Below are 25771 nucleotides of genomic sequence, written 5' to 3' on the forward strand. Positions count from 1 at the left end.
CGGCTCACCCCGTGGGTTAGCCTGTCCCGGTCGGGGGCGTGATCGTCTCCGCGCGGACGGGGCGGGAGCACCGAGACGTCCGGTCGGCCGGGGGGACGTCCCCTCGTCGACGCCCAGAGGGAGGCGTTCAGGTGAAGAAGTTCATGGCCATGCTGGCGGCCGTCGCGGTCGTCTCCGCCGGTCTCGTCGGCTTCTCGGCGGCGGTGTCGCCCGACCGGGCCGAGGCGCTCTCCGGCGCCGAGTTCGACCCCGGCTTCATCATCAGCGACGCCGTGTTCTTCAACGGCCGCGCGATGGACGAGGCGAAGGTGCAGTCCTTCCTCGAGCAGCGCATCGGCGCGTGCACGAACTCCAACTGCCTCAGCGCGAAGCGCGTCGACACGACCTCGCGGAAGGCCGACGCCATGTGCGGGGCCTACCAGGGCGCGTCGGGCGAGCGGGTGTCCCGCATCATCGCGAAGGTCGGCGCCGCCTGCGGCGTCAACCCGCAGGTGCTGCTCGTGACCCTCCAGAAGGAGCAGTCGCTCGTCTCCGGCCAGATCGCCAAGGGTCCGAGCGACGCCCGCCTCGAGCGCGCGATGGGGTACGCCTGCCCCGACTCCGCCAACGGCGGCTGCGACCCGACCTACGCCGGCGTCTACAACCAGCTCTACCGTGCCGCGTGGCAGTTCAAGCGCTACGCGAACCCCGCGGGCACGAGCGCCTACTTCACCCAGTACCGGCCGGGGGCCACGCACCCCGTGCTCTACTCGCCGAACGCGGCGTGCGGCACCAAGTCCGTCTACGTCCGCAACCAGGCGACGGCCAACCTCTACTACTACACGCCCTACACGCCCAACACGGCGGCGCTGTCGAACCTCCGCGGCACGGGCGACGCCTGCTCCGCCTACGGCAACCGCAACTTCTGGGTCTACTTCAACGACTGGTTCGGCACCCCCACCGGCCAGATCGACCCCTTCGGCGGCATGGACGTCCGCACGGCGGGGCCCGGCAAGGTCGCCGTGGGCGGCTGGGCCATCGACCCCGACACGAAGAACCCGATCAGCGTGCACCTCTACGTCGACGGCGCCCCGAAGGCCGCGGTGACGGCGTCCGCCAGCCGCCCCGACGTCGGGGCCGTCTACCCGGACAAGGGCTCGAACCACGGCATCTCGGCCACCCTGGCCCTCTCGGGCGGGCGGCACCAGGTCTGCGCCTACGGCATCAACGTCGGTCCCGGCAGCAACTCCCTCCTCGGCTGCGGCACGGTCACGCTGCCGACCGGCGCGCCGTTCGGCGGCATGGACGCCACGTCGAAGGGCAAGGGCAGCATCACCGTCGGCGGCTGGAGCATCGACCCCGACACCACCGCCCCGACGCGCGTCGACGTCTACGTCGACGGCAAGGGGGCCGCCAGCACGACGGCGAACGCGAGCCGGCCCGACGTCGGCCGCGCCTGGAAGGGCTACGGCGACGCCCACGGCATCGCCACGACCTTCGCCGCGGCGGGCGGCACCCACCAGGTCTGCGCCTACGGCATCAACGCCGCCGGGAGCGGGGGCAACACCCTCCTCGGCTGCCAGACCGTCAAGGTCGCCGACTCGTCGCCCTTCGGGGGCATGGACGTCTCGCTCTCCGGCTCGACGGCCACGGTGCGCGGCTGGACCATCGACCCCGACACGGCAAAGCCGCTCCGCGTCGACCTCTACGTCGACGGCAAGGGCGCCGCGAGCACGACGGCGAACGTCCGTCGTCCCGACGTCGGACGGGCCTACCCCTCGGCCGGTCCCGACCACGGCATCACCGCCGCGCTGTCCCTCGCCGCGGGACGCCACCAGGTCTGCGCCTACGCGATCAACGTCGGCGCCGGCCAGAACGCGCTGCTGGGCTGCCAGACCGTGACCGTCACCGGGGCGTCCCCCGTGGGCGGCATGGACGTGTCGTCGCGCTCGGCCGGCACGGCGACCGTCGCCGGCTGGACCTTCGACCCCGACCAGCCGCGGACCAGCCTCCGCGTCGACGTCTACGAGGGCAGCCGGGGCGTCGCCTCGACGACGGCCGCCGCCTCGCGTCCGGACGTCGCGCGGGCGCACCCCTCCGCGGGAGCGGCCCACGGCATCGACGTGACCTTCGCCGCCTCGGCGGGTCAGCACACGTTCTGCGCGTACGGCATTAACCTCAAGGGCGGGTCGAACGCCCTCCTGGGCTGCCAGTCGGTGCTCGTCCGCTGACCCGTGCGGCCGAGGGACGGCCCGGCCCCGAGCAGACGAGGAACGAGCACGACGTGACCACCAGCACCACCGGAGGGTCGCGCGCGGCTCGTGGCCCGCTCGCCCTCGCCGTTGGGCTGCAGACCCGGCTGACCGTCGCCACCGCGCCCCGCGCCTCCGGCCTCCCCGCCGCGTGGGTGCTGCTGTGGTTCCCGATCGTCGTCGTGCTGGGCACGGTCGTCCTGGTGGTGCTGGGCGTCTCCGGCAGCTCGACGGGCGTCTGGTGGCAGTCCTTCGGGCAGGGCGCCGATCCCGACCTGCTCGCGGGCACCCCTCGCGGCATCCGCAGCGACGAGTGGCTGGTGCAGTCGAGCTGGATCGTCTCGCAGTCGCAGCAGGGCTTCCCGGCCGTCAACGGGACGCTGCCCGGCGGCATGGACGCGACCATCCAGAACGACCTGCCGTCGTGGGACTGGTCGTCCCTCTTCCGCCCGCACGTCCTCGGGTTCCTCCTCCTGCCCCTCGAGCAGGGCATGGCGGTCCGCTGGTGGCTCCCGATGACGTTCCTGCTCGTCGCCGCCTACGCCTTCGTCGTCGTCGTCGCTCCCCGGCGGCCGCTCACGGCCGCCGCCCTCGTCTCGGCCCTCGCCCTGTCGCCGATGATCCAGTGGTGGTTCCTGCCCACGACCATCCTCCCGGTGGCGTGGGCCTTCGCGGTGCTGACCGCCGTCGTCGTGCTGCTGCGGACCCGTCGCCGCATGGTCCGGTGGGGGGCCGCCGCCGCGGCGGGGTACCTCAGCGTGACCGTGGCCATGAGCATCTACATCCCCTACCTGGTCCCGCCCGCCGTGGTCGTGGTCGGCGTGACGCTCGGCCTGCTCGTGACGGAACTCCGGTCCCCGCGACGCCTCCGCGACGTGCTCCGGGCGCTGCTGCCGCTCGTGACGGCCGCGGTCGGGGCCGTCGTGGTTCTCGGCGCGTGGGTCGCCACCCGCCTGGGGACGGTCGAGGCGGTCCTCGGCACCGTCTACCCCGGTCAGCGCGTCGAGCGCACGGGCACCCAGGGCGAGCTGGGGCTGTCGGCGCTGTTCTCCGGGCCGTTCCAGCGGGCCCTGCAGGGCGACGTGACCGGCATCTTCGCGCCGAACGCGTCCGAGTCGTCCGCGCCGCTCCTCCTCTCGCTCTTCCTCGTCGTCCCGGCCGTGTGGTCGATCGTCCGGTCGCGGCGGTCGGCCCGCGGCCTGGACTGGCCGCTCGTGGCCGCCGTCGTGCTGGTCGGGGTGTTCCTCGCCTTCCTGTTCGTCCCCGGCTGGGACGCGGTGGCCCACCTGCTCTTCCTCGACCGCACGACCGCGGCCCGCTCGAAGCTCGCGTTCGACGTCCTCAACGTCGTGTTCGTCGCCCTCCTCGCCCGACGGCGCGACGAGGACGGCGACCGCAGCCCCTGGCTGATCGCCCTCCTCGCCGGCGCGCTGGCCTCGGCGGCGGTCCTGGCCATCTGGTGGCAGCTCCGCGGGGAGGAGTCGCCCGTGCTCGGCACGTCGGGTGCCTGGAGGCTCGTGGCCGTGCTGCTCGTCGTCGCCGTCGTCGCCGTCTCGCGGCGGTGGCTGCTGGTCGGCACCGCGAGCTTCCTCGCCGCGTCGTTCGTCGTGGGTGCGGCGGTCAACCCCGTCTACCGCGGCGTCTTCGACCTGACCGAGACCGACGCCGGTCGCCAGGTGCAGGAGATCCGCCGCGACGACCCGGACGCCGCGTGGGTCGGCGTGGGGTCGTACGTGCCGACGGCGCTCCTCGTCGAGTCGGGCGTCGAGGCCTACAACGGCGTGCAGACCTACCCGCCGGAGGAGATGTGGGACGAGATCGACCCCGACGGCGACGAGGAGCAGATCTGGAACAGGCTCGCCAACGTCAACTGGCGTCCCGGCGTCGGCGAGCCCGACGCGGAGAACCCGCAGCGGGACCAGATCCTGCTGACGTTCGACGGCTGCAGCGACTTCGCGCGGGAGCACGTCGGGTACGTGCTCTCCGACGTCGCGCTCGACGAGTCGTGCCTCACGACGGTCGACGACACCCGCCAGGGCGCCTCGCGGCTCTGGATCTACGCGGTCGACCGCTGAGGCGTCGCGGCCGGGAAGACCCACCGGCCGTAGGCGACGTAGCGGAACGCCGTCGCGAGCATCTGGCCGACGAGCGTGCCCGAGACGTTGTCGGCGACGGGACCGTCGAGGCCCAGCACGTACCGCGAGAACCCGAGGCACGCCAGCTGCAGCAGGATCGCGACGACGTTGACGGCGAGGAACGCGCCGAACGACCGTGCCGACACCGCCGAGCTGCGGTCGCGGAAGGTCCAGAAGTGGCTGCCGAGGTAGGTCACGACGCTGGCCACCGCGATGGCCACGACCTTCGCGACGAGGGGCAGCGAGAACAACGGGCCCTGCCCGGCCCAGAACACCAGGCCGTTGTAGACGGCCGCGTCGACGAGGAAGCCGATCCCGCCGATGACGAGGAAGGTGCTGCCGCGCCGGAGGTGCTCCGACAGGGCCTGGGTCAGTCGCGACATGGGGGCCTCCCGGGCTCGTGGTGGGCGACGGGGCTGCTACCGTCTTCGGGGCGGAAAGGCTCCGCCCCGACCGCTCCGCGAGCGGCCTGCCCCGGAGGACCATACCGTGACCACTGACGACCTCGTCATCGCCGCCGTCGTGCCGTGCCACAACGAGGCGCACACCGTCGCCAAGGTGGTCACCGACCTGCTCACGGCGGTCCCGGGCATCCACGTCTACGTCTACGACAACAACAGCACCGACGGCACCGACGAGCTGGCGCGCGCCGCCGGCGCGACGGTCCGGTACGAGCACCGCAAGGGCAAGGGCAACGTCGTCCGCCGGGCCTTCAGCGACATCGACGCCGACGTCTACCTGCTCATCGACGGCGACGACACGTACGACGTCGACGACGCCCCGGCGATGATCGAGGCCCTGCTCGACGGGCCCTACGACCACATCCTCGGCGTCCGGCGCGAGCTCGACCCGTCGAGCTCCGCGTACCGGCCGGGCCACGAGGCCGGCAACAAGGCCTTCAACCGGCTGGTCAGCGGTCTCTTCGGCGTGCCCGTCACCGACATGCTGAGCGGCTATCGCATCTTCTCCCGGCGCTTCGTCAAGTCGTTCCCGGCCCTGTCGCGCGAGTTCGAGATCGAGACCGAGTTGACCGTGCACAGCATGAACCTGCGCGTGCCGCAGCGCGAGGTCGAGGTCGGGTTCCGTGACCGGCCCGAGGGCAGCGAGAGCAAGCTCAGCACGGTCAAGGACGGCGTCAAGATCCTCTCCTTGATCGGCCACCTCATCCGCTACGAGCGTCCGCTCGCGTTCCACGGCGTCGTCGGGGCGGTCTTCGCGCTCGTCAGCGTCCTGCTGGCGATCCCGCTCTTCGTCGAGTTCGGCGAGACCGGCCTCGTCCCGCGCTTCCCGACGGCGTTCCTCGCGGCGTCGCTCATGATCATCGCCTTCCTCACCTGGTCGGTCGGCCTCGTGCTCGACGGCATCACGAGGTCGCGGCGCGAGTCGTCCCGCCTCGTCTACCTCGGCTTCGGGGCCCCGCTGCGCGAGGCCGCCCAGGGGCGCCTCGACCCGGTCGCCTCCGTCGACGAGGCCGGCGACCACCCCGCACCCGCACCCGGCGTCGCCACGGATCGCGGCCCCGCCTCGACGAGGGCCGCCGAGCGCCCCGTCACCCGCTGATCCCCAGCGAGCGCTGCCAGGCTGGACGAGCTCCGTCCCGAGCCGCCCCCACGACGAAAGACCACACGCTCATGCCTCCCCACGCCCCCACCGGCGCCGGTGCCCTCGTCGTCCTCCCCACCTACGACGAGGTCGGCAACCTGCCGATCATCCTCGGCCGCCTCTTCGCGGCCGTGCCCGAGATCCACGTGCTCGTGGTCGACGACGGCAGCCCCGACGGCACCGGCGAGCTGGCCGAGCGGATGGCGGCGGACGACCGGCGCATCCACGTCGAGCACCGCACCGGCAAGCTCGGGCTCGGCTCGGCGTACGTGCTCGGGTTCCGCTGGGGCCTCGAGCGCGACTACGCCTTCGTCATCGAGATGGACGCCGACGGCTCGCACCCGCCGGAGGCCCTCCCCGAGATGATCGCCCGGGTCTCCGGCGACGCCCCGGGCACCCCGAGCCTCGCGATCGGCTCGCGCTGGGTGCCGGGCGGCTCGGTCGTGAACTGGCCCGTCTCGCGTCAGGTGCTCAGCCGCGGCGGCAACCTCTACGCCCGCCTGGCCCTCGGCCTGCGGCTCAAGGACGTCACCGCGGGCTTCCGCGTCTACACGCGCGCCGCCCTCGGCGCCATGGACCTCTCGAGCATCGACTCGAAGGGCTACTGCTTCCAGGTCGACATGACGCTCCGCACCCTCGACGGCGGCGGGACGGTGGTCGAGGTGCCGATCGAGTTCCGGGAGCGCGAGATCGGCGAGTCGAAGATGAGCCAGGCGATCGTCGTCGAGGCCATGGCCCGCGTCACGCGATGGGGGCTGCAGCGGCGGCTGGCGACGCTGCTCGGGCGTCGGCCCGGCCCGGCCTGGGTCGTCGACGAGGGCTGAGGCGGGGGCGGGGACGACCCGCGCCTCCTACCGTCGCTGCGGGGCCTGCGCCAGGCGCTGCCGCCACGACCGCTTGCGGGCCGCGATGGTGGCGATGGCCACGAACGTCATGAGGGTGCCCTCGAAGAGCAGGAAGCTCTCGCCGACCGCGGTCACGCCGACGAGCACGAGCACGAGGGCCGGCCACACGTAGGCGACGATCGGGTGGGCCGACGCGATGGCCCAGCTGCGGACGAACGCGAGGGTCCCCGCCGCGACGAGCAGCAGGAGCCCGACGAGGCCGAGCTGCAGCGAGACGTCGAGGAAGGCGTTGAGCCCCGTCGCGTACGGCCGCCCGCCCGGCGCGATGACGGTCGAGTACGGGAAGATCTCGTCCGGCCACTGCCCGACGAAGCCCCAGCCCGTGATGTCGTTGACGCCGGTCAGCACCCGCATGCGCGCCCAGAGGGCCACGCGCACCGACACGTCGCCGCCGGCTCCGAGGCCCTCGAGGAGGCGCGTGCGGCCCGCGTAGGCCAGCACCCCGCCCAGCACCACGAGCACCGCCAGCACGATCTGCATCACCGGTCGCCGTGCGGCCGGTGCTCGGCGGAGGGCGTTCAGCGCCACGCCCGCGACGAGGAGCGCCACCACGGCCACGGCCGTGACGGGGGAGCGCGCGAAGAGCACCGCGGCCGCCGCCAGGGCGATCGAGGCCCCGGCCCGGCGGCGGGGGACCGACCGCGTGAGGAACTCGACCACGAACGTCACGAGGGCGAGCGCCGCCACGAAGCCGAAGTAGTTGCGGGTGCCCGACAGCCCCTGCACCGGGCCGCCGAACGCGAGGTTGCCCTGGATGCCGAGGAAGCGGATCGGCTGGTCGATCAGCAGCCCGCTCAGCACCTCGAGGGCCATCGAGGCGACGAGCAGCACGCGCAGGGCGTCGCCGAACGCCCGCACGACCTGCACGAGGTCGCGGCCGAGGGCGAGGTAGATGCCCAGCGCCCCGAACCCCAGGGCGTAGGAGGCGCCCCCCACGGTGACCCAGGTGTACTCGCTCCAGAAGACGCTGAGTCCCATGAAGCCGAAGAGCGCGATGAGCGAGACGGGCAGGATGCCGTGCCACTCGACGTGGTGCCGGGCGCCGAACAGCGACAGGGCCGCGAGCACGATGAGCGTGGCCAGCACGGCGAGGGCGCCGGGCCAGCCCATCACCGACCGGATGGCCTGCGTGCTGAAGGCGAAGAGGACGATCGCGACCGAGAGGGCCTGCGAGAACTGGCCCCCGGCCGAGAAGCCGATCCACGCCGACAGGTAGCGCCGCAGCGGGTCGCGTCGCGACGACCCGTCAGCCCGGCTCACCGGTCGTGGTCCGTCCAGCCGTAGGCGTCGCGTCGGGTGACGACGACGAGCACGACGAAGGTCGCCCAGCCCCACTCGACGATCAGGCGCGACTCGGTCAGGCCGTGCACGAGCAGGGCGGTGAGCAGCAGGGCGGGCAGCAGGTCGAGGGCCCGCCACGGGGCGACCCTGTCGACGCCGAGCACGCGACGGTCGGTCGCCCACGACCACGACCGCAGCACGACGCCGACGACGACGATCGCGAAGAGCGCCAGGCCGATCCAGCCGAGCTGGAACCAGACGTCGAGGTACGCGTCGTGCGCCTGGAGGTAGACGACCCCGTTGCGCTCGGCGAGGTCGGTGAAGGGCTCGACGAAGGGGATCCAGTAGCTGACCCAGCCCCAGCCGACGACCGGGTGCTTCACGCCTAGGTCGAGCACCGACGCCCAGATGTCGGTGCGGCCGGTGAGGTCGCCGCTCCGGCCGGCGAGGGCGAGCAGGGGGCCGCGGGCCGCGACGACGACGGCCGCGCCGATCACGACCACCAGGGCGGCGACGCCGTACACGCGCGGCCGCCGGGCCGGCTCCGTGCGCCGCAGCCGGACGATCAGCAGCAGCACGAGGGCGACGGCGGCCGCGCAGGCGAGGGCTGTCGCCGAGCGCGTCAGCAGCAGGGCCGCGACGGACGCGACGAACCCGACGCGTGCCTCGGCCCGCCCGACGACGCGGTCGGCCGCCTGGGCGAGCGTGACGACGAGGGCGAGCAGCGCCATGATGCCGAGGATGTTGCTGTTTCCCTGCAGGCCCTGCACCCGCCCGCCCGTCAGCAGCTCGGCCCGTGACCAGAAGAAGGCGTCGGGCACGCCGCCCGAGCAGTCGAGGTAGACGGGGCAGACCGGACTCCGGACGAACGCCGCCACGACGACCTCGAAGAGGAGGGAGGCGACGACGTGGATCCGCAGGGCGCGCCCCAGCGCCCGCACGATGAGCGGCCACGGCAGCGACGAGGTCACGGCCACCGCCCCGAGGGTCGTCGCGAGGGTGGCCCCGACGCCGATGGCGCTCGCGACCGGGTACTGCGACCAGGCGAGCGACGCGACGGCGAAGGCCAGCCAGAGCACGAGGAGGCGCGGGAGGCTCCGCAGCCGGGGCGGGTGCCGGACGACGACGACGGCCGCCGCGATCACCATGGCGCCGCAGGTCAGGCCCCAGCCCCACCAGCCGGTGCCGTTGCGCAGCACGTCGCCGCCGAAGAGGACGAGGAAGACGAGGGTCGCGAAGAGCGTGCCCGTGCGGGCCGGCGGGGCGGCGGGGGCACGGCGCGCCGGGAGCGTCGTCGTCATGGAGGCAAGGCTAGACGACCCCGGCCGCGCCCCGGGTCCGGGGCCGGGCGGCCGGGGCCGCGTGCGGGTCAGACGAAGGCGGCCTGGCCGGTGATGGCACGACCGACGATGAGGGTGTTCATCTCGCGCGTGCCCTCGTAGCTGTAGAGCGCCTCCGCGTCGGCGAAGTAGCGGGCGACGTCGTAGTCGAGCACGATCCCGTTGCCGCCGAGCACCTCGCGGGCCCAGCCGACGGTCTCGCGCATGCGGGCCGTCGTGAACGCCTTGGCGAGCGAGGCGTGCTCGTCGCGCTGCGTGCCCTCGTCGAGGAGCTGCGAGACCCGCACCACCATGCCGATCGAGGCGGTGATGTTGCCGATGCTCTTGACGAGGAGGTCCTGGATGAGCTGGTGCTTCGCGATGGGCTTGCCGAACTGCACGCGCTCTCCGGCGTAGGCGAGGGCCGCCTCGTAGGCGCCGACCATGTTGCCGACGGCGGCCCACGCCACGTCGGCCCTCGTCAGGCGGAGGACGGCCGCGGTGTCGCGGAACGAGCTCGCCTGCTGCAGGCGGAGGCTGTCGGGCACGCGGACGTCGGTGAGCGTGATGTCGGCGTTCTGCACGATGCGGAGGCTCTGCTTGCCCTCGATCTTCGTGGCCTCGTACCCCGGGGTTGACGTCGGCACGATGAAGCCCTTGACCTGGCCGTCCTCGGCGCTCTTCGCCCAGATGATCGTGACGTCGCTGAAGGTCGCGTTGCCGATCCACCGCTTGCTGCCGTTGAGCACCCAGTCGTCGCCGTCGCGCACGGCGACGGTGCGGAGGCCCTGCGCCGAGTCGGAGCCCGACAGCGGCTCGGTGAGGCCGAACGCCCCGACCAGCTCGCCGCTGGCGAGGCGGGGGAGCCACTCGGCGCGCTGCTCGGGCGAGCCGCCGACGCTGATCGAGCCCATCGCCAGCCCGTTCTGCACGCCGACGAAGGTCGCGACGGAGGCGTCGCAGCGCGCGAGCTCGAGGGCGACCCAGCCGCGGAAGACGGCCGAGTTCTCGAACGGCCGCGTCTCCTCCCACGGCAGCGCGAACAGCCCGAGGTCGGCGAGGCCCTTCACGATCTGGCGGGGGAACTCGCCGCGCGACCAGTGGTCGTTGACGATCGGCCGCACCTCGGTGTCGAGGTAGCGGCGCAGGTCGGCCAGCAGCGACTTCTCCTGGTCGGTGAGGAGGTCCTCGAAGCCGTAGAAGTCGCTCGCGAGGGTGCTGAACGAGGTGAGGGTGGCTGTCGACATGGGGTGCTCCATTGCTCCGTGACGGGGGTGCCGGGCGGGCACGGCCCCGATGGGTCGTCGTCCCCGCTCGGGACGACGCGAGCCTAGGCAGGCCGCCACGGCGGGGCAACGGGGTTGGTAGTTTTGACCAACGCCCCTCCCTCGGCGCCCCGACGCCTTTGTAGAGGGGGCCCAAGCCCGAACTCGACAAGCAGGTCTGAGCATGTTCCTCGCCATCACCAACACGCCCCGCGACTACGCCTGGGGCTCGTCGACGGCCATCGCGGAGCTGCTCGGCCGGGCGCCGAGCGGGCGCCCCGAGGCCGAGCTGTGGCTGGGGGCGCACCCCGGGTCGCCGAGCGTCGTCGTCGCCCCCGCCGTCGTGCACGGCGCCGACACGCTGGCCGACTGGTTCCGGGCCGAGCCGCAGCGCGCGCTCGGCCGCGGCCGCACCGAGCTGCCCTTCCTCCTCAAGGTGCTGGCCGCCGACGAGCCCCTCTCCATCCAGGCGCACCCGACCCCGGAGCAGGCCCGCGAGGGCTACGACGCCGAGGACGCGGCCGGCGTCCCGCTCGACGCCCCCACGCGCAACTACAAGGACCGCTCGGCGAAGCCGGAGATCATCGTCGCGCTGAGCGAGGCCTTCGACGCGCTCTGCGGCTTCCGCGAGCCGGCCGAGACCCTCCGCGACGTCGCGGCGCTCGACGCCGGGACGGGACGGCTCGACGCCCTCCGCGGCAGCGTCTCCGACTCGCTCGAGGCGACGCTCTCCTGGCTGTTCGACGGCGGGGACGAGTCGCGTCGGGTGATCGACGCCGTCGCCGAGCTCGCGCCCGCCGTCGCCGACCCGAGCGCGAGCGTCGCCACGGTCGCCGACCTCGCGGCCCGGTGGCCCGGCGACCCGGGCGTCGTCGTCGCCCTCCTCCTCAACCGCGTGACCCTCCGTCGCGGCGAGGCGCTCTTCCTCCCCGCGGGCAACGTGCACGCGTACCTGCGCGGCCTCGGCGTCGAGCTGATGGCGCCGTCCGACAACGTCCTCCGCGGCGGACTCACTCCCAAGCACGTCGACGTGCCCGAGCTCCTGCGCGTGCTCGACTTCGACCCCCTGCCCGTGCCGCGGCTCGAGCCGCGCGAGGTCGCCCCCGGCGTCGAGCGCTTCGAGCCGGCGGGCACGGGCTTCGCCCTGCTCCGTGCCCGGCCCGCCGGCCACGGCGCGGTCGTCGCGATCGGCGGGCCGAGCATCGTGCTCGTCACGGAGGGCGAGGTGCAGGTCGCCGGCCAGGACGGCACCATCCGCCTCCGCCGCGGCGAATCGGCCTTCGTGACGCCCGACGAGGTGCGCCTCGCGGTCACCGGCGACGGCGAGCTCTACGTCGCGACGCCCGCCTGAGGCGGGTCGGCCCGTCGGACCCGCCCGGCCGGGCGCACGCCGTCCGGCGGGGGAGGCCCCGGGCGCTGGCTAGGCTGAGCCCATGTCATGGTTGGTCACCGGCGGTGCCGGGTACATCGGGTCCCACGTCGTCCGCGAGCTCGTCCGGGCGGGCGTCGACGCCGTCGTCTACGACGACCTCTCGTCGGGCCTCGAGCAGTTCGTGCCCGAGGGGGTCCCCTTCGTCCGCGGCAGCATCCTCGACGAGGAGCTCCTCGTCGACTCCCTCGGCCGGCACGACGTCACCGGCGTCGTGCACGTCGCCGGCTACAAGTACGCGGGCGTGTCCGTCCAGCGGCCGCTGCACACCTACGAACAGAACGTCACGGGCACGCAGCGGCTGCTCTCGGCCATGGGGCGCACCGGCGTCGACGCCGTCGTCTTCTCCTCGAGCGCCGCGGTCTACGGCACGCCGCCCACCGAGCTCGTCACGGAGGACACGCCCAAGGCGCCCGCCTCGCCCTACGGCGAGAGCAAGCTGATCGGCGAGTGGCTGCTGCGCGACCAGGCCGTCGCCGAGGGCCTCCGCCACACGAGCCTCCGCTACTTCAACGTCGTGGGCTCCGGCGCTCCCGACCTCTGGGACGCGAGCCCGCACAACCTCTTCCCCCTCGTGTTCGACGCGCTCGCGGCGGGCCGCGTGCCCCGCATCAACGGCGACGACTACGACACGCCCGACGGCACGTGCGTCCGCGACTACGTCCACGTCGCCGACCTGGCCGTGTCGCACGTCGCGGCCGCGCGGCGCCTCGACGCGGGCGAGCCCGTCGAGGCGGCCTACAACCTGGGGTCCGGAGGCGGCGTGTCGGTCCGCGAGATCATGGACGCCATGGCCGAGGGCACCGGCGTCGACTTCACCCCCGAGATCGGCCCCCGCCGCCCGGGCGACCCCGACCGGATCGTCGCCGACGGGAGCCTGGCCGCCCGAGACCTCGACTGGCAGATGCGCCACACCCTCCTCGACATGGTCTCGAGCGCCTGGGCCGCGGCGCCCCGCGGCTGACGGACGCCGGCGCCTCGGGGCGCGGGGGTCCTCGGGGCCGACCCGCGCCTCCGGGCGTCCGTCGGCGACCCGTGCGGCGTCGCCGTGCCCCACGGCCGCCGGATCGTACCCCGACACGCCGGAGCCCGCTTGACCCTCGATGAAGGGTCCAGGGTTTATTGGGCCTCGACTTGACGTGACCGAACTACACCGGTGTAATTGGTCCATCGCAGCCGGTCGTGGGGGCGAACGACGAGGGGAGAGGTGCTGTGGCGATCAACGAGAACCGTGTCGACGGGATCCGTGCCGAGGTACCTGTCAGCCGAGGCCCCGTGAGCCGTGGCGTGCCCGACGACTGGCACGTCGACCCGGTGCAGCTGGGCGTCCCCGGGGTCCGCAAGGTCGTCCTCGACGACGACGAGAACCAGCTCGCCTGGCAGGCCGACTCCCTCTGCGCGCAGACCGACCCCGAGGCCTTCTTCCCCGAGAAGGGCGGCTCCACCCGCGACGCGAAGAAGATCTGTGCCTCGTGCGACGTCCGCGCCCAGTGCCTCGAGTACGCGCTGCAGAACGACGAGCGCTTCGGCATCTGGGGCGGGCTGTCCGAGCGCGAGCGGCGGAAGCTGCGCAAGCGGGCCTGACGCCCCTGACGCCTCACGACGGCGCGCGACCTCCCCGAGGTCGCGCGCCGTCGTGCGTCCCGGGCTGGGCGCCCGGCACCGCTGGTCATCGACCCCTCACAGGAACAGGGCAGGCGGCGCGGCGCGGCGCGCGGGCGAGGTCGTCGACCTAGGCTGCTCAGGTCATGCAGCCGAGAGTCACAGCGATCCTCGTCGCCCCTGGTGGAGCGACCTACCTCGACCGAACCCTCGACGGGCTCTCGCGACAGACCCGCCCCCCGGAGGCGCTGGTCGTCGTCGACACCGGGGGCTCGGACGGCGCGGCGGGGCGGCTCTCGCTCAGCGGCGCCGCACAGCTCACCAGCGCGCCCACCGCCCGCACGCTCACCGAGGCCCTCGGGCACGGCGTCCGCGTCTCGGCGCCGGCGGGACCCGACGACGACGAGTGGCTCTGGTTCCTCGGGCACGACAACGCCCCCGACCACCGGGCGCTCGAGCAGCTGATGGCGGCCGTCGAGGTCTCGCCCTCGGTCGCCGTCGCCGGCCCCAAGCTGATGCGCTGGGACGCGCCCGACGTCATCGCCGAGTTCGGCGAGACGATGACGCGCTACGGCGCGTCCATGCCGCTGGTGCAGGGCGAGCTCGACCAGGGACAGCGCGACTCGCGCGACGACGTGCTCGGCGTCGCGGCCGGCGGCATGCTGGTGCGACGGAGCGTCTGGGTCGCCCTGGGCGGGTTCGACCCGGGCCTGCCGCACGTCGACGCCGCCCTCGACTTCTCCGTCCGTGCGCGCCTGGCGGGCCACCGCGTCGTGCTCGTGCCCGACGCGCGCGTCGCCAGCGACGGGCCGCCCGAGGACTTCGGGCACGAGCCGCCGAGCACGGGGCGCCGCACGCGCCTCCACCGCTCGGCCCAGCTCCACCGCCGCCTCGTCTACGCCCCCGCATGGGCCCTGCCGCTGCACTGGCTGAGCCTCGTGCCCCTCGCTGTCGTGCGCAGCGTCTGGCACCTCCTCACGAAGAACCCGGGCGCGGTGCCGGGGGAGTTCGCGACCGCGTTGCGCGCCGCCTTCGGCGGGACGCGCATCGCGCAGGCCCGACGGTCGCTCGCACGCACCCGCTCGGTGGGCTGGGCGGCGGTCGAGCCGCTCCGCGCCACCTGGAACCAGCTCCGCGAACGCCGCGTGACGGAGCGCGACGCGCTCGTCGCCCACGGGGAGGACGCGGCCGACCCCCGGGCGAGCTTCATCGGCTCGGGCGGTCTCTGGGTCGTCGTCCTCGCCGCGGTCGTCGGCGTCGTGGCCTTCCTCGAGCTGCTGCGCGAGCCCGCGGTGACCGGCGGCGGCCTCCTCCCGCTCAGCACCTCGGTGGCCGACCTCTGGCAGTCCGTCGGCTGGGGCCAGCGCGACATCGGGGTGGGCTTCGTCGGTCCTTCCGACCCGTTCGCGGTCGTCGTCGCCGTGCTCGGCAGCATCACCGCCTGGTCGCCGTCGACCTCGGTGCTCGGGGTCTACCTCCTCGCCCTGCCCGTCTCGGCGCTCGGCGCCTGGTTCACCGCCCGTCGCCTGACGTCGCGCTCATGGGTGCCCGCGGTGGCCGCGGCCGCGTACGCCCTCGCCTCGCCGCTCTGGGCGGCCCTCCAGTCGGGGCACCTGGGGGCCGTGGTGGCTCACGTCGCCCTGCCCTTCCTCGTCTGGGCCCTCGCGGGGGCGGCTCGCTCGTGGGCCGCGGGCGCCGCGGCCTCGCTCCTCTTCGCCCTCGTGGCGGCGTCCGCGCCGTCGCTGCTGCCGGCGCTCCTCGTCCTGTGGCTCGGGTCGCTCGTCGTGCGGCCCCGCGGCCTGCACCGCGTCCTCGCCGTGCCGCTGCCGGCGGTCGCGCTCTTCCTGCCGCTGGCCCTGGTGCAGATCGGGCGGGGCACCTGGTGGGGGCTCTTCGCCGACCCGGGCGTCCCGTCGCGCCTCGCCCCGGCCTCGCCCCTCCAGCTGCTCGTCGGGTCGCCCGAGACCGGCCTCTCGGGCTGGACCGCGGCCCTCTCCGGCACGGGCCTGCCGCCCGCCCAGCTGGCGGTGGTCGTCGCGGTCGCCTTCGCGCCGCTCGGCCTCCTCGCCGTGCTCTCGCCGTTCGTCGGCCGGGTCGACCGGGCGCTGCCCGCCCTCGCGGCGGCGCTCCTCGGCTACGCCACCGCCGTCGCCGCCACCCACCTGTCCGTCTCCGGCGTCGGCAGCGAGACCGCGACCGTGTGGGCGGGCAGCGGCCTCAGCCTCTACCTGCTGGGCCTCGTCGGCGCCGCGACGGCGACCCTCGACCGGCTGCCCCGCGCGGCGCCGTCGCTCGGCGTCCTGGCGGCGGTGACGAGCGTCGCCGTCGGCGCCCCGCTCATCGTGGCGTCCCTCGTCGGCACCGCCGACGTCCGCCCGAGCTCGGGCCGCATCCTCTCCGCCTACGTCACCGCCGAGGCCGAGGCCACCCCCGACGTCGGCACCCTGGTCCTGACGCCCCAGCCCGACGGGACGCTCGCCGTGTCGCTCGAGCACGGCCAGGGGGCGACCCTCGACGACCAGTCGACTCTCGACGCCACGTCCCAGCGACTCGACGCCACCACCCGCGACCTCACGGTCCTCGCGGGCAACCTCGTGAGCCGCAGCGGGTTCGACCCCACCCCCGACCTCCAGCGGCTCGGCGTGGGGTTCGTCCTGCTGACCGACGCCGACCGCGCCGGTGCCGACGCGGCGGCCCTCGGCCGCCGGGCGAGCGAGGCGCTCGACGGGACCGCGACCTTCCTGCCCGTCGGTGACACGTCCAACGGCCTCCTGTGGCGTTACGTGGACGCGTCCGAGGGACGCGAGCAGCGTGAGGACGCCGGGCCGCTCCGGCCGATCGTCCTGATCTCCTGGGGACTCGTCCTCGGCTCGGCGCTCCTCCTGGCCATCCCGACCACGCCGCGCCGTCGCCGGTCGCGTGCGGGCGTCCCCGAGGCCGAGCAGGCCGCCACGACCTTCGACGAGGAGCGAGATGACTGACCGCCGCATCGCCTCGACCGCCGGGCGCATCGCCCTGGGGGTGGCCGCGGTCGCCGTGGCCGCCGTGTGCGTCACGGCCGCGACCACCCTGCCCCTGCCGACGCTCCGCACGGTGCCGGCGGGGCAGCTCGTGACCCCCGACCCGGTCGACCAGCAGCGGGTCTGCGCGGGCGGGCTGCTCCGGCTGTCCGACGCGGAGGGCCAACAGGCCACCACCGCGAGCTCGGTCGGCAGCGCGTCCGGCGTGCGCGCCTCCAGCACGGGCGACGACACGGTCGACGTGGTCGCCGGCGCCGACGGCAGCGGGTCCGACCCGGCGGTGGTCACGGCGCCCGTCGTCGACGGCGAGGTGCCCCTCGTCGCGGCCGCGCAGAGCCAGGCCGTCGACTCCGACGACCTCGTCGGCTTCGCCTCGTCGCCCTGCGCGGAGCCGACGAGCTCGACGTGGCTCGTGGGCGGGTCGACGGAGACCGGCCGCGTGTCGCTCATCACCCTCGTCAACCCGACCGACGTCAACGCGACCGTCGACCTCGGCATCACGGCCGAGACCGGCGAGGTGCAGGGGCCCGGCATCGACGGCATCGTCATCGCCCCGCGCAGCCAGCGCGTCGTGCCGCTCAGCGGCTTCGCGACCGGTCTCCTCTCGCCCGTGGTGCACGTGCAGAGCCGAGGCGGCCTCGTCGTGGCGACCCTGCAGCAGTCGGTCGTCCGCACCCTCGACCCGGGCGGCGTCGACGTCGTCAGCGGGTCCGCGGGCCCGTCGACGACGGCCGTCGTGCCGGGCATCGTCGTGCGCGGCTCCGAGGCGCTCGAGCAGGCCCTCTCGGAGGCGACGACGAGCGACCTCCAGAGCGTCCTCCGCGTCGCGGTCCCCGGCGACGAGAGCGCCGAGGTCACGGTCGACCTCGCGACCGACGACGGCACCGGCACCACCTTCAGCACCCGCGTCGAGGGGGGCCGCGTCACGGACGTCCCCGTCGACGGCCTCGAGGACGGCGTCTACACCGCGACCGTCAGCTCGCCGGTGCCGGTCGTCGTCGGCGCGCGGACGTCGACGGTGTCGGAGGACGGCGCGATCGACCTGTCGTGGGCCTCGTCGGCGTCGGCGCTCCGCGGCGACACGCTCGTCCGCGTGCCCGAGGGCCCCGGGCCGCGCCTGACCCTGAGCAACCCGTCGCGCGACGTCGTCACGGCCACCGCGGTCGTCGGCGACGACGAGCGCGAGGTCGAGGTGCCGGGCGGCAGCACCGTGACGGTCGAGGTGGCGCAGCGGGACGTCGTCGAGCTCCGCGACGCGGACGGCCTGCGCGCGGGCGTCTCCTTCGACGGCGACGGCGCGATCGCCGCCTGGTCGGTGGCGTCGCCGCTGCCGGCGTCGACCCCGGTGACCGTCTACCCGTAGGCGCGCGTCCGGGCTGCGGCGATGCCGTGGCCGGTGGTCAGCGGTCGCGCCAGCGGTCGGGAGCCAGCTCCCACGGGTCCTTGCCGAGCAGGTCGGCCACGGCCCGGAACACCCAGCCCTCGACGACCGAGCGGTGCTGCCACTCGGGGTCGGGCAGCCGCCGCGACTCGGCGACGGGCGTCAGCCGCTCGATGGGCAGGCGGTAGAGCACGATGCGTCGGGCGACCGGGTCGACCAGCCAGCGCCGTACCTCGTCCTCGCCCGCGGCCGGCGGCAGCGCGGCGACCTCGACGGCGACCCCGTCGAGCTCGTCGGGCCACAGCTCGCGGAGGTAGTCGGCCGTGGCGGCGACGATGTCGTCGAAGACGTCGACCCGGGTGCGGAGGAACGGCAGGTGCGGCCCGGCGGCCGACGAGCGGAGCCCCCGGCCGTGCCGGTCGCGGTGCCGGGACCGGTCGGTGACTCGGACGCGCGGTGACCTGGCCATCGCGCCATGCTAGCCCGGCCGGGGGAGCACCGCCGAGGGAGGCGCGGGACCGGCCGGGTAGGGTGACGGGCGATGAACGGACGTCCCTGCAGCAAGGTCGCGTGCCACGAGGAGGCGGCGGCCACGCTGACGTACGTCTACTCCGACTCGATGGTCGTCGTCGGCCCGCTGAGCGACCGCGTCGAGCCGCACGGCTACGACCTCTGTGCCCGACACGCGTCGTCGTTGTCGGTGCCGCAGGGGTGGGAGGTGCTGCGCCGGGTAGATTTGCGCCATGACTGATGACCCGACCGTCGACCTCTCCGCCTTCGTCAAGACCTACGACGTGCGCGGCCTCGTCGGCAGCCAGCTGACCGAGGAGGTCGTCGAGGCCTTCGGCGCGGCCTTCGCCGACGAGATCGGGGCCGCCGGCCGCGAGCTCGTGGTCGGCCACGACATGCGCGACTCGTCGCCGGCCTTCGCCTCCGCCTTCGCCCGCGGCGCCCGGGCCCGCGGCGCCGACGTCGTCGCCCTCGGGCTCTGCTCGACCGACGAGTCGTACTTCGCCTCCGGCTCGCTCGACGCCCCGGCCGCGATGTTCACGGCGAGCCACAACCCGGCCACCTACAACGGCATCAAGATGAGCAGTGCGGGGGCCCAGGGCATCAGCCTCGACACCGGGCTGGCCTCGATCCGCGACCGCGCCTCCTCGTACCTCGCCGAGGGCGTGCAGCCCGTCGCCGAGCCGGGCTCGATCCGTGAGTACGACGCCCTGGCCGACTACGCCGGCTACCTGCGCGGCCTCGTCGACCTGGCCGGCGTCCGGCCGCTGAAGGTGGTCGTCGACGCGGGCAACGGCATGGGCGGCATGACCGTGCCCGCCGTGCTCGGCGTCGCCGCCGGCCTCCCCGAGCTGCCCCTCGAGATCGTGCCGCTCTACTTCGAGCTCGACGGCACCTTCCCGAACCACGAGGCGAACCCGCTCGAGCCGGCCAACCTCGTCGACCTGCAGGCCGCCGTCGTCGAGCACGGCGCCGACCTCGGCCTCGCCTTCGACGGCGACGCCGACCGCTGCTTCGTCGTCGACGAGAACGGGGCCGCCGTGACCCCCTCGGCCGTCGCGGCCATCGTCGCCGTGCGCGAGATCGCGCGCGTGCGCGCCGCCGAGCCCGACGCCGAGATCGCCGTCATCCACAACCTGATCACCTCGCGTGCCGTCCCCGAGGCCATCGAGGCGGCGGGGGCGACCGCCGTCCGCACCCGCGTCGGCCACTCGCTCATCAAGGACGAGATGCGCACCACCGGCGCCATCTTCGGCGGCGAGCACTCGGCGCACTACTACTTCCGCGACTTCTGGGGCGCCGACAACGGGATGCTCGCCGCGATGCACGTGCTCGCCGAGCTCGGCCACCAGGACGAGCCGCTGTCGACGCTCACCGACCGCTACACCCCGTACGCGGCGAGCGGCGAGATCAACTCCACGGTCACCGACGTGCCCGCCGCCTACGCCCGCATCGTCGACGAGTACGCCTCGCGCGGCCGCCTCGACGAGCTCGACGGCCTCACGATCTCGGGCTCGGACGACGACGGGTTCTGGTGGTTCAACGTCCGCCCGTCGAACACCGAGCCGCTGCTGCGCCTCAACGCCGAGGCGGCGACGCCCGCCGGCATGGAGCGCCTCCGCGACGCCGTCCTCGCGCTCATCCGGGCGTGACCGGCTCGGACGTGACCGGGTCGGTCGCGACCGGGCCCGGCCCGCTCGGGCCGGTCAGGGGCCACGAGGAGGCGCGGTGAGCGACGCGTCCGAGGCCCCCGTCCCGGCCACGCCCGGCTACGTCGGCTCGAAGGAGCAGATCGTCCGGCGACTGCGTCGTGCCGAAGGGCAGGTGCGCGGCCTGCAGCGCATGGTCGAGGACGACGTCTACTGCATCGACGTGCTGACGCAGGTCAGCGCGGTGACGAAGGCCCTCGAGACCGTGGCCCTGCAGCTCCTCGAGGACCACCTCGCCCACTGCGTGGCCGAGGCGGCGCGCGAGGGCGGCGCCGTCGCCGACGAGAAGGTGCGCGAGGCCTCGGCCGCGATCGCGAGGCTCGTCCGTTCCTGAGGCCGCGTGCGGACCTGCCCGTCGCACGGCCCCGGGCCCTCGCACGGGCCCGGGCCCTCGCACGGCACAGGGCCCTCGCGCGGCCCCAGGGCGCCGGCTAGGCGCGGGTGCGCCGGGGTCGAGCGACCTGGGCGACACGCGGGCCCGGGTGGGCGAGAATGGTCGACATGCCCACCACGACCACGTCCCTGCCCTACAAGATCGCCGATCTCTCGCTCGCCGAGGCCGGACGCCACCAGCTCCGCCTCGCCGAGAACGAGATGCCGGGCCTCATGGCGCTCCGCGAGGAGTTCGGGCCGACCCAGCCCCTCGCCGGCGCGCGCGTCGCCGGCTCGCTGCACATGACCGTGCAGACCGCGGTGCTCATCGAGACGCTGACGGCCCTCGGCGCCCAGGTCCGGTGGGCGAGCTGCAACATCTTCTCCACGCAGGACGAGGCGGCCGCGGCGATCGTCGTCGGCCCGACCGGCACCCCCGAGGCACCGGCCGGCGTGCCCGTCTTCGCCTGGAAGGGCGAGACGCTGGAGGAGTACTGGTGGTGCACCTCGCAGATCTTCGACTGGTCGGCCGAGGCCGAGGCCGCCGGTGCCTCCTTCACGGGCCCGAACATGATCCTCGACGACGGCGGCGACGCCACGATGCTCGTGCACAAGGGCCGCGAGTTCGAGCTCGCGGGCGCCGTGCCCGAGGCGGCGGCCGACGACAGTGCCGAGTGGAAGGTCATCCTGGAGGTGCTCCGCGCCTCCCTCGCCGAGTCGAGCGACCGGTACACCACCATCGGCGCCGAGATCCAGGGCGTGACGGAAGAGACCACGACGGGCGTCCACCGCCTGTACGAGCTGGCCCGTGCCGGCGAGCTGCTCTTCCCTGCGATCAACGTGAACGACAGCGTCACGAAGTCGAAGTTCGACAACAAGTACGGCATCCGCCACTCGCTGCCCGACGGCCTCAACCGCGCGACCGACGTGCTGATCGGCGGCAAGGTCGCCTTCGTCGCCGGCTACGGCGACGTCGGCAAGGGCGCCGCGGAGGCGCTCCGTGGCCAGGGCGCGCGCGTCATCGTCAGCGAGGTCGACCCGATCAACGCCCTCCAGGCCGCGATGGACGGCTACCAGGTCGCCCGTCTCGAGTCGGTCGTCGAGACCGTCGACATCCTCGTCACGGGCACCGGCAACCTCAACGTCGTCACGGTCGACCACCTGCTCGGGCTCAAGCACCTCGCCGTCGTCGCCAACGTCGGCCACTTCGACAACGAGATCGACATGGCCGGCCTCGAGTCGCTCGCCGGCGCCGAGCGCGTCGAGATCAAGCCCCAGGTGCACGAGTGGCGCCTGCCCACCGGCCGCAGCATCCTCGTGCTCAGCGAGGGACGCCTCATGAACCTCGGCAACGCGACGGGTCACCCCTCGTTCGTCATGAGCAACTCGTTCGCGAACCAGGTGCTCGCTCAGATCGAGCTCTGGGCCCACCGCGAGAACTACGAGACCGACGTCTACGTCCTCCCGAAGCACCTCGACGAGAAGGTCGCGCGCCTCCACCTCGGCGCCCTCGGGGTGGAGCTCACGACCCTCACCGACGAGCAGGCCGCCTACATCGGCGTGCCCGTCGCGGGGCCGTACAAGGTCGACCACTACCGCTACTGAGCAGCGGGCCCCACGGGGCCGCCTCGACACGGCACCGTCACGGAGGGCGCAGCACGCGCCTCCCGGGCGGTGCCGTCGTCATCTGCGCCGTCGACGGCTCGCGGGCGGGGGAGACGGGCGAGGGACGGCGGGGTCAGCGGGTCGGGAAGCCGGGCACCGTGCCCGTGAGGGCCGGCTCGAGCCGGGCGAGCACGGCGGCCTCGCGGGCCAGCGCGACGGCCTCGCGCTCGCGGCGCACCGCCGACACGGCCGCGAGCAGCGACTCGGGGTCGGCCTGCGGCACCGGCGACACGAACGGCGTCACCTCGGTCGCGAGGTCGGCCGCGACGCGGGCACGGCTGGCCGGGGCCATCGCGGGCGCCTGCTGCAGGAACGACGCGACGCGCCGCGCCAGGGCGTCGGGGAGGCGCGCGACGTCGGCGACGCCCGCCCACCCGCCGAGGTGCGGCGGCACCTGCACGACGACGCGGCCGGTCTGCGGCACGCGCTCGTTCCGGCTGTAGGTCCCGGCCATGAGGTCTCCGAGGCGCCGGGTCGAGCGGTCGAGCAGGGCGACGACGACGGCGAGGCCACCCGTCGTGAAGACGATCTCGAGCAGGCCCACGAGCGAGCGGGTGAGGGCGTGGCGGAGGCCGATCGCGCCGCCGTCCGCCCGCACGATGCGCGCGCCCGTGACGAGCTTGCCCAGGGACCGGCCGTGGGTCGCGGTCTCGACCACGGTGGGCAGGCCGATCAGGCAGACGACGATCGACGAGACGTAGAGCGCCTGCGCGACGGCGTCGTCGACGACGCCGCGGTCGTTGAGCAGCACGACGAGCACGATCAGGCCGACGAGCACGAGCGCGTAGGCGACGTAGTCGATCAGGGCGCCGGCGACGCGCAGCACGAAGCCCGTCGGGCGCAGGTCGAGGGCGACCGCCTCACCGGTGACCAGCTCGTCGCCGGGCCCGTCGAAGGCGTCGACCTGGTCGGCCCGGAGGACCACCTGGTCGTCGCGACGTGCGCTGCGGCGGGACATGCCTATCATCTAAGCAGAATGGATCTCGACGCCTACGCCGCCGCCCACGGCCACGACTGGGCCGAGCTCGAGCGCATCGCGCGGTCGGGCCGCCTGTCGGGCGCCGAGGCCGACGAGCTCATCCGGCTGTACCAGTCGGGGGCGGGCGAGCTGTCGGCGCTGAAGACCTCGGTCGGGACGTCGGTCGTCGCCGACCGCCTCTCGCTCACGCTGTCGCGGGCGCGGCTGAGGTTCACCGGCGCGGGGCGCAACCTCGCCTCCCAGCTGCCGACCTTCTTCGTGGCGCAGCTGCCCGCGGCCCTGTACAGGGTGCGCTGGCTCTCGATCGCCGTGCTCGTCGCGACGGTCGTCATCGCCGCGCTCTTCGCCACCTGGGCAGCGAACACACCGTCGGTGCTCGCGTCGTTCGGGTCGGACGAGTTCCGTCGGCAGTTCGCCACCGAGGACTTCGTCGACTACTACTCGGAGAGCGCGCCGTCGTCGTTCACCGGCCAGGTCTGGACCAACAACGCCTTCATCGCGGCCCAGTGCGTGGCCTTCGGCATCACGGGCGTGTGGGTGCCGTACGCGATCATCAACAACGCGATCAACGTCGGGGTCTCGGCCGGCATCATGGCCGACCAGGGCCGCCTCGACTACTTCTTCCTGTACATCCTCCCGCACGGCCAGCTCGAGCTCTACAGCATCTTCGTCGCGGGGGCGGCGGGGCTGATGATCGCCTGGTCGTGGATCGCGCCCGGGGCCCGGACGCGGGGCCAGGCGCTGGCCCAGGACGGCCGCGCGCTCATCACGATCGCGGTGGGGCTCATGCTCTCGCTGCTCGTCTCGGGCGTCATCGAGGGCTACGTGACCCGGCAGCCGTGGCCGTGGGCGATCAAGATCGGCATCGGGTCGGTGGCGCTGCTCGCCTTCCTCGCGTACCAGTGGGTGCTCGGCGGGCGGGCGTGGCGGGCCGGTCAGACCGGCGACCTCGACGAGTTCGAGGCGGGCGCGACGGAGCTCGTCGCGGGCTGACCGGGCCGGCACCGGGCCGACACCGGGCCGACGTGCGCGGCACCGGCGGGCGTCGTCCCGTCGGACCGGGACCTCCGCGCTCAGAGCCGCCCGGCCGCCTTGAGCGCGAGGTACCGGTCGGCGAGGGCCGGCGGCAGGTCCGCCGGCGCGGCCGAGACGACGTCGGCGCCGAGCTGCGCGACGGCGGCCGAGACCCGGGCCTGGTCGAGCCGCGCCCGCTCGGCCGCCGCCGCGCGGTACACCTCGCCCCGGTCGCCGCGGGTGACCGCCGCCACGTCGAGGGCCGGGTCGGCGACGGAGGCCACGACGACGAGGTGCTGTCGCGTCAGCTGCGGGAGGACCGCGAGCAGGCTGCGGGCCGAGCCGGGGGAGTCGACGGTGGTCGCGAGGACGACGAGCGAGCGCTGCGTGGTGATCGAGCGCACGAGCGCGGGCACCGTCGACCAGTCGGTCTCGACCAGCTCGGCCTCGAGGGGCGCCATCGTCTCGACCATCGACGACAGGAGAGCCGGGCCGGTGGCTCCCTGGACGCGACCCCGGACGCGTCGGTCGACGACGACGACGTCGACCCGGTCGCCGGCGCGCGAGGCGAGGGCGCCGAGCAGCAGGGCGGACTCGAAGGCCGTGTCGAGCCGGGGCTCGTCGTCGACCCGTGCCGCCGAGGTCCTGCCGCTGTCGACCACGACGACGACGCGCCGGTCGCGCTCGGGCCGCCAGGTGCGGACGACCAGGTCGCTGCGCCGGGCCGTGGCGCGCCAGTCGATCGAGCGCACGTCGTCGCCCCGCACGTACTCGCGCAGGCTGTCGAACTCGGTCCCCTGACCGCGGATCATCACGCTGGTGCGACCGTCGAGCTCGCGGAGGCGCGCGAGCCGTGACGGGAGGTGCTTGCGCGACGAGAACCGCGGCATCACGCGCACGACGCCGGGCAGGGCGTGCGTCGCCTGGCGACCGGCGAGCCGGAGCGGCCCCCACGCGCGGATCGTCACGGCGTCGGCCCGACGCTCGCCCCGGCGGAACGGGGTCAGCGGGGTCGAGAGCGTGGAGGCCCGCCCGGGCCGCAGCACGACGGCTCGTCGGGACGTGGCCGCGCCCGCTGAGGGCTGCCAGGCGTCGCGGACGACGCCTCGCAGCGTGCGACGGCCCTCGTTGACGACGACGAGGCGTGCGACCGTGCTCTCGCCGAGCCGCAGGGCGGCGGGCAGCTCCCGGCGGAGGCGCACCGTGCGCGGGGAGGCCGCGAGCAGCACGTCGAGCGCCCCGAGCACCACGACCAGGGCGACCCAGGCGAGGAGCGCCCAGGCGCTGCCGGTGGCGACGATCGGCACGACGCCGAGCGCCAGCAGCGCGACGAACCATCCGGTGACGGCCAT

Annotated in this window: 21 protein-coding genes; 14 read left to right on the forward strand and 7 right to left on the reverse strand. The window is 74.2% G+C overall.

The genetic code is table 11. The annotated features are described in order from the left end of the window. Positions 1-131: 131 nt before the first annotated feature. Both EDF38_RS04635 and EDF38_RS04640 read left to right on the forward strand, forming a co-directional pair. Entirely contained in the window at positions 132-2210 is a 2079-nt protein-coding gene (locus EDF38_RS04635; protein ID WP_123354181.1) for a hypothetical protein, read from the forward strand. Between the two features lie 53 nt (positions 2211-2263). Then, the gene (locus tag EDF38_RS04640) at positions 2264-4306 is read left to right on the forward strand and encodes a hypothetical protein (RefSeq protein WP_123354182.1); all 2043 of its coding nucleotides are present in this window, start codon (positions 2264-2266) and stop codon (positions 4304-4306) included. On the opposite strand, the gene EDF38_RS04645 is transcribed toward EDF38_RS04640, so the two are convergent. Next, positions 4288-4749 carry a GtrA family protein gene (locus EDF38_RS04645; protein ID WP_123354183.1) on the reverse strand — a complete coding sequence of 154 codons (462 nt, stop codon included), beginning with the start codon at positions 4747-4749 and terminating at the stop codon, positions 4288-4290. The two genes, EDF38_RS04640 and EDF38_RS04645, sit on opposite strands and share 19 nt — an antisense overlap. Positions 4750-4855: 106 nt before the next feature. On the opposite strand from EDF38_RS04645, the gene EDF38_RS04650 reads away from it, so the two are divergent. Then, complete coding sequence (locus EDF38_RS04650) at positions 4856-5926, forward strand: glycosyltransferase family 2 protein (protein ID WP_233572214.1); 1071 nt, start codon at positions 4856-4858, stop codon at positions 5924-5926. A 71-nt stretch (positions 5927-5997) separates the two neighbouring features. Then, entirely contained in the window at positions 5998-6792 is a 795-nt protein-coding gene (locus tag EDF38_RS04655; protein ID WP_123354185.1) for a polyprenol monophosphomannose synthase, read from the forward strand. Positions 6793-6819: 27 nt separating this feature from the next. Here the strand turns inward: EDF38_RS04655 and EDF38_RS04660 are convergent, their stop codons facing one another. The 3 genes from EDF38_RS04660 to EDF38_RS04670 form a co-directional block, all read right to left on the reverse strand. Then, positions 6820-8133, reverse strand: coding sequence for an exopolysaccharide production protein (locus EDF38_RS04660; protein WP_123354186.1), 1314 nt, complete (start codon positions 8131-8133; stop codon positions 6820-6822). Further along, positions 8130-9455, reverse strand: a complete 1326-nt coding sequence (locus EDF38_RS04665) for an O-antigen ligase (protein ID WP_123354187.1) — start codon at positions 9453-9455, stop codon at positions 8130-8132. The genes EDF38_RS04660 and EDF38_RS04665 overlap by 4 nt, the downstream gene beginning before the upstream one ends. A 68-nt stretch (positions 9456-9523) precedes the next feature. Beyond that, complete coding sequence (locus EDF38_RS04670) at positions 9524-10720, reverse strand: acyl-CoA dehydrogenase family protein (protein WP_123354188.1); 1197 nt, start codon at positions 10718-10720, stop codon at positions 9524-9526. A 202-nt stretch (positions 10721-10922) separates the two neighbouring features. Between EDF38_RS04670 and manA the strand changes: the two genes are divergently transcribed. From manA to EDF38_RS04695, 5 genes are all read left to right on the forward strand, one after another. Beyond that, positions 10923-12089: a mannose-6-phosphate isomerase, class I gene (manA, locus tag EDF38_RS04675; RefSeq protein ID WP_123354189.1), complete on the forward strand. Its 1167-nt coding sequence runs from the start codon at positions 10923-10925 to the stop codon at positions 12087-12089. Between the two features lie 82 nt (positions 12090-12171). After that, the gene (gene galE, locus EDF38_RS04680) at positions 12172-13131 is read left to right on the forward strand and encodes a UDP-glucose 4-epimerase GalE (protein ID WP_123354190.1); all 960 of its coding nucleotides are present in this window, start codon (positions 12172-12174) and stop codon (positions 13129-13131) included. A 323-nt stretch (positions 13132-13454) separates the two neighbouring features. Next, positions 13455-13751: a WhiB family transcriptional regulator gene (locus EDF38_RS04685; RefSeq protein WP_233572216.1), complete on the forward strand. Its 297-nt coding sequence runs from the start codon at positions 13455-13457 to the stop codon at positions 13749-13751. A 164-nt stretch (positions 13752-13915) separates the two neighbouring features. Beyond that, complete coding sequence (locus EDF38_RS04690) at positions 13916-16750, forward strand: glycosyltransferase (RefSeq protein WP_123354191.1); 2835 nt, start codon at positions 13916-13918, stop codon at positions 16748-16750. Beyond that, positions 16743-18152, forward strand: coding sequence for a DUF5719 family protein (locus EDF38_RS04695; RefSeq protein ID WP_123354192.1), 1410 nt, complete (start codon positions 16743-16745; stop codon positions 18150-18152). The genes EDF38_RS04690 and EDF38_RS04695 overlap by 8 nt, the downstream gene beginning before the upstream one ends. Positions 18153-18189: 37 nt before the next feature. Here the strand turns inward: EDF38_RS04695 and EDF38_RS04700 are convergent, their stop codons facing one another. Further along, positions 18190-18639: a metallopeptidase family protein gene (locus EDF38_RS04700; protein ID WP_123354193.1), complete on the reverse strand. Its 450-nt coding sequence runs from the start codon at positions 18637-18639 to the stop codon at positions 18190-18192. Between the two features lie 72 nt (positions 18640-18711). Between EDF38_RS04700 and EDF38_RS04705 the strand changes: the two genes are divergently transcribed. The 4 genes from EDF38_RS04705 to ahcY all read left to right on the forward strand — a co-directional run bounded on the left by EDF38_RS04705 (position 18712) and on the right by ahcY (position 22366). Then, entirely contained in the window at positions 18712-18921 is a 210-nt protein-coding gene (locus EDF38_RS04705; RefSeq protein ID WP_123354194.1) for a DUF3499 family protein, read from the forward strand. Continuing rightward, positions 18914-20332 (forward strand): phosphomannomutase/phosphoglucomutase, encoded by a 1419-nt coding sequence (locus EDF38_RS04710; protein WP_123354195.1) that lies wholly within the window; start codon positions 18914-18916, stop codon positions 20330-20332. The genes EDF38_RS04705 and EDF38_RS04710 overlap by 8 nt, the downstream gene beginning before the upstream one ends. 139 nt (positions 20333-20471) lie before the next feature. Continuing rightward, complete coding sequence (locus EDF38_RS04715; protein ID WP_233572344.1) at positions 20472-20723, forward strand: metal-sensitive transcriptional regulator; 252 nt, start codon at positions 20472-20474, stop codon at positions 20721-20723. Between the two features lie 167 nt (positions 20724-20890). Further along, on the forward strand, positions 20891-22366 hold the full coding sequence (gene ahcY, locus EDF38_RS04720; RefSeq protein WP_123354197.1) for an adenosylhomocysteinase: 1476 nt from the start codon (positions 20891-20893) through the stop codon (positions 22364-22366). A gap of 133 nt (positions 22367-22499) precedes the next feature. Here the strand turns inward: ahcY and EDF38_RS04725 are convergent, their stop codons facing one another. Continuing rightward, a complete protein-coding gene (locus tag EDF38_RS04725; protein WP_123354198.1) occupies positions 22500-23384 on the reverse strand; it encodes an RDD family protein in 885 nt (294 codons plus the stop codon). Positions 23385-23402: 18 nt separating this feature from the next. Between EDF38_RS04725 and EDF38_RS04730 the strand changes: the two genes are divergently transcribed. Further along, positions 23403-24398, forward strand: coding sequence for a stage II sporulation protein M (locus EDF38_RS04730; RefSeq protein WP_123354199.1), 996 nt, complete (start codon positions 23403-23405; stop codon positions 24396-24398). Positions 24399-24478: 80 nt separating this feature from the next. Here the strand turns inward: EDF38_RS04730 and EDF38_RS04735 are convergent, their stop codons facing one another. Then, positions 24479-25771 (reverse strand): DUF58 domain-containing protein, encoded by a 1293-nt coding sequence (locus tag EDF38_RS04735; RefSeq protein WP_123354200.1) that lies wholly within the window; start codon positions 25769-25771, stop codon positions 24479-24481.

Origin of the sequence: Frigoribacterium sp. PhB160, assembly GCF_003751785.1 — a bacterium.
GTDB lineage: Bacteria > Actinomycetota > Actinomycetes > Actinomycetales > Microbacteriaceae > Frigoribacterium.